At 36.5% G+C, this 12,737-nt stretch carries 9 protein-coding genes, 1 tRNA gene, 1 riboswitch and 1 other annotated feature; of the genes, 4 read left to right on the top strand and 6 right to left on the bottom strand.

Annotation, left to right across the window (positions count from 1 at the left end):
• Positions 1-14 precede the first annotated feature (14 nt).
• Both FFM65_RS04170 and FFM65_RS04165 read left to right on the top strand, forming a co-directional pair.
• Positions 15-404 carry a hypothetical protein gene (locus tag FFM65_RS04170; RefSeq protein WP_119317794.1) on the top strand — a complete coding sequence of 130 codons (390 nt, stop codon included), beginning with the start codon at positions 15-17 and terminating at the stop codon, positions 402-404.
• A gap of 105 nt (positions 405-509) precedes the next feature.
• Entirely contained in the window at positions 510-1,883 is a 1,374-nt protein-coding gene (locus tag FFM65_RS04165; protein ID WP_119317793.1) for an NAD(P)/FAD-dependent oxidoreductase, read from the top strand.
• A 318-nt stretch (positions 1,884-2,201) separates the two neighbouring features.
• Here FFM65_RS04165 and FFM65_RS04160 read toward each other — a convergent pair.
• Positions 2,202-2,285, bottom strand: a tRNA-Leu gene (locus FFM65_RS04160).
• Positions 2,286-2,351: 66 nt separating this feature from the next.
• On the opposite strand from FFM65_RS04160, the gene FFM65_RS04155 reads away from it, so the two are divergent.
• Complete coding sequence (locus FFM65_RS04155) at positions 2,352-3,194, top strand: NAD(P)H-hydrate dehydratase (protein ID WP_119317792.1); 843 nt, start codon at positions 2,352-2,354, stop codon at positions 3,192-3,194.
• Positions 3,195-3,220: 26 nt separating this feature from the next.
• Here the strand turns inward: FFM65_RS04155 and FFM65_RS04150 are convergent, their stop codons facing one another.
• The 3 genes from FFM65_RS04150 to FFM65_RS12405 all read right to left on the bottom strand — a co-directional run bounded on the left by FFM65_RS04150 (position 3,221) and on the right by FFM65_RS12405 (position 9,153).
• Complete coding sequence (locus tag FFM65_RS04150) at positions 3,221-4,855, bottom strand: putative polysaccharide biosynthesis protein (protein ID WP_119317991.1); 1,635 nt, start codon at positions 4,853-4,855, stop codon at positions 3,221-3,223.
• A gap of 390 nt (positions 4,856-5,245) precedes the next feature.
• Positions 5,246-7,660, bottom strand: coding sequence for a leucine--tRNA ligase (gene leuS / locus FFM65_RS04145; protein ID WP_119317791.1), 2,415 nt, complete (start codon positions 7,658-7,660; stop codon positions 5,246-5,248).
• A 44-nt stretch (positions 7,661-7,704) separates the two neighbouring features.
• Positions 7,705-7,913: a binding site (T-box leader), on the bottom strand.
• Positions 7,912-9,153 (bottom strand): glucosaminidase domain-containing protein, encoded by a 1,242-nt coding sequence (locus FFM65_RS12405; protein WP_119317790.1) that lies wholly within the window; start codon positions 9,151-9,153, stop codon positions 7,912-7,914. Its footprint overlaps the feature before it by 2 nt.
• A 78-nt stretch (positions 9,154-9,231) precedes the next feature.
• On the opposite strand from FFM65_RS12405, the gene FFM65_RS04135 reads away from it, so the two are divergent.
• Complete coding sequence (locus tag FFM65_RS04135) at positions 9,232-9,882, top strand: phosphatase PAP2 family protein (protein WP_119317789.1); 651 nt, start codon at positions 9,232-9,234, stop codon at positions 9,880-9,882.
• On the opposite strand, the gene FFM65_RS04130 is transcribed toward FFM65_RS04135, so the two are convergent.
• Together FFM65_RS04130 and metK are read right to left on the bottom strand one after the other, a co-directional pair.
• Positions 9,829-11,304, bottom strand: a complete 1,476-nt coding sequence (locus FFM65_RS04130; RefSeq protein WP_119317788.1) for an MDR family MFS transporter — start codon at positions 11,302-11,304, stop codon at positions 9,829-9,831. The genes FFM65_RS04135 and FFM65_RS04130 overlap by 54 nt on opposite strands.
• A 71-nt stretch (positions 11,305-11,375) precedes the next feature.
• Positions 11,376-12,569, bottom strand: a complete 1,194-nt coding sequence (gene metK, locus FFM65_RS04125) for a methionine adenosyltransferase (RefSeq protein ID WP_119317787.1) — start codon at positions 12,567-12,569, stop codon at positions 11,376-11,378.
• Positions 12,567-12,645: riboswitch (SMK box riboswitch) on the bottom strand. It overlaps the preceding gene by 3 nt.
• Positions 12,646-12,737 lie beyond the last annotated feature (92 nt).

Raw genomic sequence — 12,737 nt, 5'->3', positions numbered from 1 at the left:
AAGGTTGTGGACACATGAATGACTTTGAAATGTACAAGATGATCTTAGAAATCATTTCTGATAAAAATCCCAAAGATTTGCAAGCACTACTCGACGAATCACAACATTACCAAATCGTTAAAGATTATATTGCTAGTGATGAACCTAATTCCTTTTTAATTCAAAATATCCAAGATATGACTTTAAGCATGATAAACGATGGTTTGATTTCAGCCGTTGTCAGTCCTTTAAAATACGTTACTTTAATCAAATTCAACGGTCTAACCGTCTTAGGTTTTCAATATTTAAAAAAGCTTAAGGAACAAGACACCAAACAACAAATTGAAACGATTCTCAATCAAGAAGGTCACATTATGTCTGCTAAAAATCTTACAGAAATTCTTTCAAAGCTCATTTTTAGTTAAGGCTAACTTATTTACAGTTGTCGATTAACTTAACTTTTGACACCTACCGAATTTAAGCTTACTCTGTATTTGTAACAAGTTTTCTAATAATACGGAGGTTTTTTTATGTCAAAGACTAATGTAGTAATTGTTGGTGCTTCACACGGTGGCCATCAATCAATTTTGGAATTATTAAAGCGTTATGATGACGTGGATATTAAATTATTCGAAGCTGGAGATTTTGTTTCATTCATGTCTTGTGGGATGGAACTTTATCTAGAAAATAGCGTTACCGACGTCAATGATGTTCGTAACTTTGCTCCTAGTGATTTTAAAGATGACAAAAATGTTGCAATTCTCAACAATCATCAAGTTACTAAGATCAACGCTGATAAGAAGACAGTCACTGTTATCAATACTCAAGACAACAGTCAAACTGAATATCCTTATGATAAATTAATTTTAAGTTCCGGAGTTACACCTAAATCTATCCCTGTTCCAGGTAATGATTTAGAAAATGTTTACTTGATGCGTGGCTATGACTGGGCTACTAAGATCAAGAATAAATTAGAAGATTCAAACGTCAAAAACATTACTGTTGTTGGTGCTGGATATATCGGTATCGAAGCTGCAGAAGCCAGTGTTAAAGCTGGTAAAAATGTAACCTTAATGGATGTCATCGACCGTCCGCTAGGTACTTACCTAGATAGTGAAATGACTGATATCTTGACTAAACACCTTGAAGAAAAAGGTGTCAAAGTCATCACAAGTGCTAATATCAAAGAATATGTTGGTTCTGACAAAGTTACCGCCGTCAAAACTGATAAAGAAGAAATTCCAAGCGATGTCGTTATCCAAGCTGCTGGTGTTCAACCAAATACTGATTGGCTCAAGGGTACTGTTGATCTTGATGATCGTGGCTGGATCAAAACTAATGAATATCTACAAACTAATTTGCCTGACGTCTACGCTATTGGAGATGCCACTTTAGCTTACTCAATCCCAGCTGACAATCACGTTCCTATCGCTTTGGCAACTGTAGCTCGTCGTGAAGCTAGATACGTCGTAAAGCATTTATTTGAAAAACAACATGCCCTACCATTTGGTGGTGTTGTTGGTTCTTCAGCTTTGAGTGTCTTCGATTATCACTTTACAGAGAGTGGTCTCAATAGCTTCACTGCTAAACGCTCTAACGTTGAAGTCGCTAAATCATTCTATACTGGTAGCTTAAGACCTGCTTATGTCCCAGCTGGAAAGGACAATCCCGAAGTCTGTGTTCAACTATTCTTCAACCCAAGTTCACACGTTCTCTTAGGTGGAGCCGTTCTTTCAACTTATGACATTACTGCTCAAGGAAATGTTTTAGCTTTGGCCATTCAACATAAACTAACCGTTGAAGATCTAGCCGATGCCGACTTCTTCTTCCAACCTGGATTTGATAGACAATGGAGCATTTTAAATATTGCTGCTCAACATGCACTAGGCGAAAAGGATTTCTAGAAAATAATCGAGCTAGAACTGTTTGAGGTTCTTTCTCAAGTTAGGTTACTGCTAGATGTCGTCGTCCGTTCTGCTTTGTGGATGTCGGAACGTACTGGGCGCAACTTTAAGCCAATTCCAGAATCGGGAACAATCTTAAAGCTTGACCTCTGGTAGAAATTTCGGTATTGAGCATTCACAAAGCTGCCACTACCGACTGGAAAACGTCTTTTATTATTTATTTCAAGTAAATCAAAATAGCATCAATTCAGATATAGTTGTTAACTATTTGTCTGAATTGATGCTATTTGTTTGATTACAGTCCTAGCTCTTTTTTTATACCGCTGGTGGGATTCGAACCCATACATGGAAATCCATACAACGACCTGAACGTTGCGCGTCTGCCAATTCCGCCACAGCGGCAAATAATACAAATAATCTCTCATTTAGATTACAATGAAAATGATACTACAAATGGAGGTTGTTGTAATGGAAAAAATTAGTAAAAATGTGTTAAATCAAGTTATTACCTCACGTGATCCTGAATCATATAAAGGAAATTACGGTAAAATACTTATTATTGCTGGATCAACTCAGTTTGGTGGTGCAGCTATCATGTGTAGTAGTGCCGCCATTCATAGTGGAGCTGGATTGGTAACCGTTGCTACAACTCCCGAAAAATTCACTGCAATTAATGTCAAAATTTCTGAAGCTATGACGATCGACTATCATGATAAAAAAGCCTTATTGACAGCTATTATTAGCAATCAAGTTATTGCAATTGGCCCAGGATTAGGCACATCAACCGTCGCCAAAGGACTGGTTAAAGCTGTTTTGAATAATACTAAAACAGATCAAACAGTTATTTTAGATGCCTCAGCATTAACAATCATTGCTGAAGAAAAAATTCCACTTCAAACAACAGCAAACATCATTTTGACTCCGCATCAAGGTGAATGGCAACGACTTTCTAACTTAGCCATCACTGAACAAATCGAGTTAAATAATCAAAATAATCTACATGAATTAAACCCAGATGCCCTGCTAGTCTTGAAGAAACATCAATCAGAAATTTACTATCACGACCAAGTTTCAAAAATCACTGCCGGAAATCCTGGTATGGCAACTGGTGGCATGGGAGACACTTTAACTGGCATCATTGCCGGATTTGTTGGTCAATTTGGTTTCTCTCTAGAGACGGTTCAGGCGGCCTTATTACTACACAGTGAAATCGGTGATAAATTAAACGAGAAAAACTACGTCGTCTTGCCCTCTTCAATTATAGAAAGAATCCCTAAATATATGGCTAAATTTAGTTCTAAGGATAAATAAAAAGCGTGATTAATTTCACGCTTTTTTTATTTCATTCTTAAGATTTGTCTGATACGATCAACTCTTGAACCAACGATTTTATCAGCTAAAGATGTCTTCAAGACTAAGTATCCATAAATAACTCCACCTAATCCTGCTTCCAAAACCAACACTACCACACTAATAATTCGATCCGAATTACCTACAAAATGGAAGACTATCCAATTTACTAATAATACTGAAACAAACATTATCAAGGAGAACAAAATGATTCCACTGATTCTTCTCGAAATTCGACCAGTATTGAAAGGATAAATTGCATGTAGTTTTGCTAACATAAGCCAGCATACGACGCCCATACCAATACTTGTGGCTACTAGTGGACCAAATTCGTGGAACAACCAAATCATTGGCAATTGAACGACCACTTTTACGATAAAGCCATAAACAAAATACTTAATAGCTAAGCGATTACGATATAACGCTTGTAAAACGGCTGACAAAACGGTGAATAATCCCAGCAATATCGAAATAACTGATGAAAATTGCAACATCAAAACTCCCAAAGCGTCATAACGGTAAAATGTCGTCCATAATGGTTGAGCTACTGCATACATCCCTAATGATGCAGGAATCATAATGAAGAAGAATAATTCCAAAGTATTCGAAATTTGGTTTTCAATTTTTTCTTTATTGCCTTTTGAATACAATCCCGATAGGATTGGCACCGCTGTAACGGCCATAGCGGTCGATAACGAAACGATGATCATAATCAATTTATTAGCCTGAAAACCAAACAATGAATAGTAATTATCCAACTGTGCACCACTAGCATTAACGAACAATCTCATAAATTGATTAAATGTTGATTGATCATACAAATTGAAAAATGTTATTCCGGCATCCAAAATAATGAATGGTAACGCCTGTTGGAAAATTTCACGAGTAAAATTATTCTCATTAACATCTGCAACAGGTTTCCCATTACGAGACAAGCTTCTCAGTCTTGGCAACCGCTTCAAAATCGCTAAAACGAGAATAATAATTGCCACTGCAGCACCAATAAAGGCTGCAAAGGTTGATTGAACAACGGCATTGATATAGTTGCCCTTACTTATTACCATGATCATGTAAGTCGCTATCAACATATAAATAACACGCGCAATTTGTTCGATAAATTGTGAAATTGCTGAAGGAGCCATATCAGAATATCCTTGCAAGTATCCTCTTAAGATACTCAAGATAGGAATAATCAAAACAGCTACCGCTAATGATTTAATAACGGGAATACTTCTTGGATCACCATCAGTAAACATAACCGCTAAGAGTGGCGCTCCAAAGAACATGATTGCCCCAAAAATGACTCCCATAAAAGTCATAATTTTGAGACCATGTTTAAATAATTTATTTCCAGTCGCATATTGATCTAATGCATTATAATGCGAAATTTGTTTAGAAATTGCTCCAGGAATTCCCGCCGTTGAAACAATCAGGAATAAACTATAGATATTATATCCTTTTGCGAACAATGCATTAGCTGCCGGATAATCAGACCCCATCCAGGCCATCCATGGGATAATATATATTGCTCCCAAAATACGAGAAAAAATACTACCAGCTGTCATCCAAGCTGACCCTTTCAACATCGTATCTTGCGAAGATTCAGGGTTTAAAACTGGCATTACTTCTTCTTGGCTTTTATTTACGCCCAAAACTTGCACCACCTTAAAAACTATCCATTTAATTATAGCAAAGTTCTTATCCTAAAAATTTTAAATTACTCTTAAATTACGTAAATTGCAAATTAATTTACAAAAGAACTGCTAATTTTACATAACGAATAAATTGTAAAGCTTTTTTGAGATTAATTCATGTTAGAATGAATTTGTTGTTTCGGAAGTAAGCCGTTTTAATACAACTCACCCACAGTTTCTGCATCATGCAATTATTCATAGCAATCAAACAAATTTTTCATTATTTTTTATCATCTCAGACAAGATAATAAAGAGCTTACTTCTTCGTTGCAACAAAAAAGGTTTCGGAAATATTTCCGGAACCTTTTTCTTTTGGTTCTATTTAACTACGATATTAACAATCTTATTAGGAATGACGATTACTTTGACAATATTCTTACCATCAATGAATTTTTGAACCTTTTCATCATTTCTAGCTAATTCTTCTAACTTAGCTTTATCTGTATCAGTAGCAACTTCTAATTTATCACGAAGTTTACCATTAACTTGTATGATGATTTCAACTGTATCTGAAACCAATTTACTTTCATCATAAGTTGGCCACTTAGCATATGAAATGGATTCATCATGACCAAATTTGCTCCAAAGTTCTTCCATCATATGTGGTGCGATTGGAGCTAATAATTGAACAAGTCCTTCAGCGTAAGCCTTTGGCATAGTATCAACCTTATGAGCTTCATTGACGAAGACCATCATTTGTGAAATGGCAGTGTTGAAATGCAAAGCATCGAAGTCTTCAGTTACTTTCTTAACTGTTTCGTTATAAACTTTATCCAATTTACCATCGTTTGTGTCAGTCAAGAAGCCTTCACGGATTGTGCTGTAGTCATCATCGTTGATGAATAAGTTCCAAACACGATCCAAGAACTTAGCTGAACCGGACAAGCCATTTTCAGACCAGGCGATTGATGCATCCAAGGGACCCATGAACATTTCATAAGTTCTCAAAGTATCGGCACCATAAGATTCAACAACATCATCAGGGTTAACGACATTACCCTTTGATTTAGACATCTTTTCGTGACCTTTACCAAGAATCATACCTTGATTGAATAGTTTTTGGAATGGTTCCTTAGTTGGTACGACACCCAGATCATACAATACCTTGTGCCAGAATCTTGCATACAACAAGTGAAGTACGGCATGCTCTGCACCACCGATATATAGATCAACTGGTAACCACTTCTTCAACAAGTCATAGTCAGCAAGTTTTTCATCGTTATGTGGATCAATGTATCTCAAATAGTACCATGATGAACCAGCCCATTGAGGCATTGTGTTAGTTTCACGACGACCCTTACGACCGTTTTTATCAACCACATTGACCCAATCTGTCAAGTTAGCTAATGGACTCTCACCTGTACCTGAAGGCTTGATATTTGAATCTTCAGGAAGTTTCAATGGCAATTCATCTTCTGGAACTAGTGAAGTTGTACCGTCTTCCCAGTGAATGATAGGAATTGGTTCACCCCAGTATCTTTGACGAGAGAAGACCCAATCACGAAGACGATAGTTAACTTTCTTTTCTCCATAACCCTTATCTTCAAGGTATTCAACAGCACGGTTGATAGCATCTTCTTTGTTCAAGCCATCCAAGAAATCAGAATTAATGTGCTTGCCGTCACCAGTAATAGCACCATTTTCGAGGTTTCCTTCAATAACTTGTGTCATTGGCAAGTCAAATTTTTTAGCAAAAGCAAAATCACGATCATCATGGGCAGGAACAGCCATAACGGCACCTGTACCATAAGTAACCAAGACATAATCAGAAATCCAAATAGGAATTCTCTTGCCGTTTACAGGGTTAATAGCGTATGCACCAGTGAAGACACCAGTCTTTTCGTCATTCAAATCAGTTCTATCAAGATCTGACTTGTGAGAAACTTCTTCCTTGTATGCTTCAACAGCAGCTTTTTGTTCAGGAGTTGTAATCTTATCGACCAACTTGTGTTCTGGAGCCAAAGTCATGTACTCAACACCAAAAATCGTATCGGGACGAGTTGTAAAGACATTAACTGAATCATCTGAGTCGGCAATTTGGAAAGTAATTTGTGCTCCGACTGAACGACCAATCCAGTTTCTTTGCATTTCCTTGATACTTTCTGGCCAATCAATATCATCAAGGTCGTCCAACAATCTGTCAGCATAAGCTGTGATCTTCAACATCCATTGACGCATAGGTTTTCTAACTACTGGGAAACCACCACGTTCTGTTTTACCATCAATGATTTCTTCGTTAGCGACAACAGTACCCAAGTCTGGTGACCAGTTAACCAAAGTTTCTGATTCGTAGGCTAAGCCTTTTTTGTACATTTGTTCAAAGATCCACTGTGTCCACTTGTAAAATTTAGGATCAGTTGTTTGAACTTCACGATTCCAATCATATGAGAAACCTAGTGAATTGATTTGACGCTTGAAGTTTTGAATATTCTTTTCAGTAAAATCAGCCGGATTGTGACCAGTATTAATAGCATATTGTTCAGCTGGTAGACCGAAAGCATCAAAGCCCATTGGGTGCAAAACATTGTATCCTTGAGCACGTTTCATTCTGGCGATGATGTCAGTAGCTGTATATCCTTCTGGATGTCCTACGTGAAGACCTTGTCCTGATGGGTATGGGAACATGTCTAAGGCATAAAAGTTCTTCTTATTTGGATCTTCAGTAGTTCTGAAAGTATCATGTTCCTTCCAGTACTTTTGCCATTTTTTCTCGACGGTGTTGTGATTGTACATATTTTTCCTCCTATAAAAAAAGTCCTATGACTATATAAATATAATCATAGGACGAATTATCGCGTTACCACCTAAGTTCCACACTCTCGTGTGACTCTCAAAATCCTTAACGAGGATCAATCGTAGTCACTTACTAAAGTTCAGCAACTATTATCAGTGGACGAGTTCGAAAATAAGAACCTACGCATTCACATCCCCATGCGCTTTCTGAAAAGTATTCTTATAATCTACTACTTCCGTTGCTTTATATCTTATACCAATAATGTTTGTCCGACAACCAATAAATCAGAATTTAAATTATTTAATTGTTTAATGTTATCGATTGAAGTACCAGCTTGTGTAGCGATGGAATCAATAGTATCGCCATTTTGAACAGTCACTGACTTATTTTGACTATCACTGTCAGAATCATTTGAACTGTAATCATTTTGAACATCGATTGTGGAAGAATCATCATCATTAGATGGTACATACTTCTTAACACCATCACGTTCATCTTGAACAAAGACTGGAGCCTGTTGGTCTCCGTATGCATCACCAACATTACCAGTATCATCCGAAGTCTTGTTAGACAAATTAGTCATAGTAACATTATTGTTTTCATTGCCAATAATCTTTGTCACTGTCAGAGTCTTGCCCGGATAAATATAATTGTCAGTCTTCAAATCATTCAAATTCATCAAAGTATCCGTCGACATATTAAATTTATCAGCGATTGATTGCAGAGTATCACCTTGAGCTACTGTATAAGTTTGATCTTTATCTGAATTATTAACATCGAACTGAGTCAAGTTATACTTTTCAATCATATTGTTAAGTTTGTCGGCATAAGTCGTATCGGTCGCATAACGGCCAGTCAAATACTTAGTTGCATCTTTATAAGATGTAGTATTGCTCTTCCAAGCACCAGCATAGAGCTGTGAATTACCACTAGTTCCACCTCGAAGTAATGAAACATAATCCTCTAGCGATTCCTTGTAAGAAGGATACTTTCTAAAATTAGAACTGATGGAATACAAACTACCTGTTCCATCATCTTCTTGAGTTCCCATGTTAACTGATTCGCCATTATAATCTCCCTTAATACCAAAGAGATTATAATTAGGTGCACTAGCTAAACCACTAGTTCCCCAGCCGCTTTCGACCATAGCTTGGGCAATCATGACAGAAGCGTACAAATCATTATTAGAAGCTAGCTTACGAGCCGAATTACCAATATAATCGATAAATTGCTCATCGCCAACTCCCTTAGAACTAACTGGCGTCACTGTCCCTGTTGCAATATTTTGATTTAACAAATTATTGACAGACAAAGCTTCAGCCTTAACTGGAGTAGGTTTTGAAAGACCAACCTCAGCTACTGCGGTACCAACGAACATACTTGACCCAAGAATCGTCAAATTTCTTCGTAAGTTTGCGTTCTTAGCTTTTTTATTATTTAATCTAGTCAAACGGCTATCTTCGAGTTTGCGTTCATAACGTGTAATAACCATAGATATGCTCTCCCTCAAAATCTTTATACTTTATTATATTTCTTAACAAAAACTTAAACAATAGAGAGATCAAAAAATATGAAAATATCTACAAAAATATCTGTTTTAAATTTATTTCTTTTAGGCTTATTTGTTTTTTGGGCTATAAATGTAGCTACAAATACTACTCTTATCAACAATTTCGATGATTTTTTTATCAATCAAATTTATCATCATAACAATTTGACGATTTGTCTTTTTTCTAATATTACGAATTTAGGTGACACTTTTCCTACGATTGGTGTAACCGCAGTCATCTTTTTGATTTTGATTTTCAAAAAGTATTATTATGCCGGAATATATCTCGTTCTCAATAAAGTAGTCATTGCAGGTCTTAATAGCTTAATAAAAATTATCGTCAAACGTCCACGTCCTAGCCATCACCATTACGTTGAAGCTGGCGGCTTTAGTTTTCCTAGTGGCCATTCAGCTAGTTCATTTGCCTTATACGTTTCACTTTTGATTATCAGTCTGATCATTTTTAAAAAAATCAGTACCAAAATCATCATTAGCACAATTTGTCTGTTAACAGTTATCTTAATTGGATATAGTCGAATCTTCTTAGGTGTCCACTACCCTAGCGATGTCTTTGGTGGATATCTCTTGGCAGCAACTGTCCTAACTTTCAATACTCTATTATTTAGAACTAAGAATTTTTTTATTCTTAAGCTCAAAGGCATTAAAAATTAACCCTAGTATCAATAGTACAAGACCAGCTACGTAAATATTGTGCAATCCAGAAAAAAGAATTTGTCGCATTTTGGGTAAAAGTTGATGTGGCAAGGAACTTGCGGTTTGTGGATCAATCAATTTATTCATCATATCAACTGAAATATTGCTATTTTCAGCAGCACCTTTAGCTAAAGCTGTATTCAAGACGATACCACAGACAGAAACCATCATTGATTGACCAATGGTTCTTACTAAAGTATTAAAACTAGTTGCAACACCCACATTTTCTGGTTCTACAACTGTTTGTGAAGTAACTGTTGTTGTTGTGATTGTCAATCCAAAACCACAGCCAAGTATTCCCGCTAACATACAGAAGTACCAGAATGGTGTAGTTGGATTGGCCAATAATAATAATCCATTCCCAACAAGTAAGAAGAAGAAACTAATGTAAATGACACGATTAGGTGCCATTTTTTTGATTAACGTCCCAGCCCAAAATGATCCGAAGATCCAAACAATCGAACTAGGTGTAACTGCAAATCCACCCATGGATGGACTTAAGCCTAAAATTCCTTGCATCCAAGTAGGAATATAAGCTTCAAAACTAATTAAGAAACCACTAACTAATAAGGCCATTAAGTTTTGTATCACGAAGGTCTTATTCTTGAATAAACCTAATGGTAGAATCGGATCACTTACACGTCTTTCTACTCTAATGAAGATAAAAATAGAAATAATTGAAATAGCGACCAAGCCAATTGGCAAGAAAACATTATTACTACCAATATTTTGTAGAGCTAGCATTAATGGCAACAAAACTAGTACTAATAAAATCGTACCAACATAGTCAATCTTAATTTTTTGATGTTCTCTCTTTTCTTCTTTAAAGAAGAACCAAATCAAAGCCATAGTTAGCAATCCTACAGGCAAATTAATCAAGAAAATCCAATGCCAGCTTAATTTTTCAACTATAAAACCACCTAATAACGGTGCAATAACGGCCGCAATTCCCCAGGCTGATCCGTTTAGACCCAGGATACGAGCTCTTTTTTCAAGTGGATAAATATCAGCAATAATTGTAAAGGTTAAGGGTTGAATTGCTCCTGAACCGATACCTTGGATCACACGTGCCAATATCAAAGTCAACATTGAATTAGACATCGCACACAGTGTTGATCCGATGACGAAAATCACTAATCCTATCAAAAGAATTGGCTTACGCCCGACAATATCTGATAATTTCCCATAAATAGGTGTTGCTACGGCAGTCATTAATAAGTAAATTGAGAAGACCCAATTCATCAAACTAACCCCATGTAAACTACCGATAATCGTTGGCATAGCAGTCGAAACGATTGTTCCCTCAATCGCTGTCATGAAGGTTGCAATGAAAACAGCAATCGTGACAATAACGACATTTGATTGTTTATTCTGTGCCATTAAATAATTCCTCCCATAAAAAAAGAGACCTTCCTAAAGTTTGCCTTTAAGAACGCCTCTGTAATCACCGATTAAATATTCAAGAATTTCTTAATATCATTAACTTTATCAAGTTTTTCCCAAGGTAAATCGATATCTGTACGTCCGAAGTGACCATATGCGGCCGTCTTCTTGTAGATTGGTCTTTGAAGATCCAACATTTTAATAATACCTAGTGGACGAAGGTCGAAGAATTTATTGATAACTGCTTCGATTTGTTCTTCGTCAAAATCACTAGTACCAAAAGTATCAACGTGAATTGACACTGGTTTTGCCACACCAATAGCGTAAGCAATTTGGATTTCAACTTTTTCAGCAACACCGGCAGCTACAAGGTTTTTAGCAATGTATCTAGCAGCGTAACTTGCTGAACGGTCAACTTTAGTAGCATCCTTACCTGAGAAGGCACCACCACCGTGACGTGCAAAACCACCATATGTATCAACGATGACTTTACGTCCTGTAAGACCGGAATCTCCTTCTGGTCCACCAATAACGAAACGACCTGTAGGATTGATTAAAATCTTAGTCTTATCGTCCATCATATTTGCAGGAACAACTTCGTCGATAACATACTTCTTGATATCTTTTTGAACTTGTTCCAAACTAGCCTCAGCTTTGTGTTGAGTACTTAAAACAATTGTATCCACACGAACAGGATGATCATTTTCATCATATTCGATTGTTACTTGTGACTTAGCGTCAGGCATCAAGTATGGGATAGTATGGTTCTTTCTAACTTCAGCAGTTTTTCTCATCAACTTGTGAGCTAGAGAGATTGGTAAAGGCATAAATTCTTTAGTTTCATTAGTTGCAAATCCGAATACGAAACCTTGGTCGCCGGCACCGATTTGATCCAATGGATCCTTATCGTTGTTGCCACGTTCTTCTAAGGCATCGTCAACACCTTGAGCAATATCAGGAGATTGTTCATCTAGTGCTACTAAAACGGCACAGCTATTACCATTGAAACCAGGGTTTGTTCCATCATAGCCAATATCAGTAATTGTCTTACGAACAACCGCCTGAATATCAACGTATGCAGAAGTAGAAACTTCACCAACAACTAGAACTAAACCAGTTGTAACAGTAGTTTCAACAGCAACACGTGCATCTTTATCCTTTGCTAAAATTGCATCGAGAATTGAATCACTGATTTGATCAGCAACTTTGTCTGGATGTCCTTCTGAAACTGATTCAGAAGTAAATAAATAATTTTTTGACATATCTTTTCCACCTTTTCGGTTACAGGGCTTCTCCTTTAAAATAAAAAAGGATCCCATCAGGAACCTTTTAATAGGTTAACACAAAACTAATTGGTTTTCATGAAAAAAATCAATTTGACGATAAAGTTTTTCTACATTAATATGATTTTATAACTAAAAGGAGTCGCT

The sequence above is a fragment of the Companilactobacillus formosensis genome (assembly GCF_005405305.1).
Taxonomy (GTDB): Bacteria; Bacillota; Bacilli; order Lactobacillales; family Lactobacillaceae; genus Companilactobacillus; species Companilactobacillus formosensis.
Note: the sequence above shows the minus strand (reverse complement) of the source record. Positions and strands in the feature narration are given on the sequence as shown.

Excerpts from the sequence above, each read along its gene's own strand:
- FFM65_RS04150 (WP_119317991.1), bottom strand. The coding sequence starts at position 4,855 with ATGCCAGTTTTAAACCCTGAATCTTCGCAAGATACGATGTTGAAAGGG.
- metK (WP_119317787.1), bottom strand. The coding sequence starts at position 12,569 with ATGTCAAAAAATTATTTATTTACTTCTGAATCAGTTTCAGAAGGACAT.
- FFM65_RS04170 (WP_119317794.1), top strand. The coding sequence starts at position 15 with ATGAATGACTTTGAAATGTACAAGATGATCTTAGAAATCATTTCTGAT.
- FFM65_RS12405 (WP_119317790.1), bottom strand. The coding sequence starts at position 9,153 with ATGGTTATTACACGTTATGAACGCAAACTCGAAGATAGCCGTTTGACT.
- FFM65_RS04130 (WP_119317788.1), bottom strand. The coding sequence starts at position 11,304 with ATGGCACAGAATAAACAATCAAATGTCGTTATTGTCACGATTGCTGTT.
- FFM65_RS04135 (WP_119317789.1), top strand. The coding sequence starts at position 9,232 with ATGAAAATATCTACAAAAATATCTGTTTTAAATTTATTTCTTTTAGGC.
- FFM65_RS04165 (WP_119317793.1), top strand. The coding sequence starts at position 510 with ATGTCAAAGACTAATGTAGTAATTGTTGGTGCTTCACACGGTGGCCAT.
- leuS (WP_119317791.1), bottom strand. The coding sequence starts at position 7,660 with ATGTACAATCACAACACCGTCGAGAAAAAATGGCAAAAGTACTGGAAG.
- FFM65_RS04155 (WP_119317792.1), top strand. The coding sequence starts at position 2,352 with ATGGAAAAAATTAGTAAAAATGTGTTAAATCAAGTTATTACCTCACGT.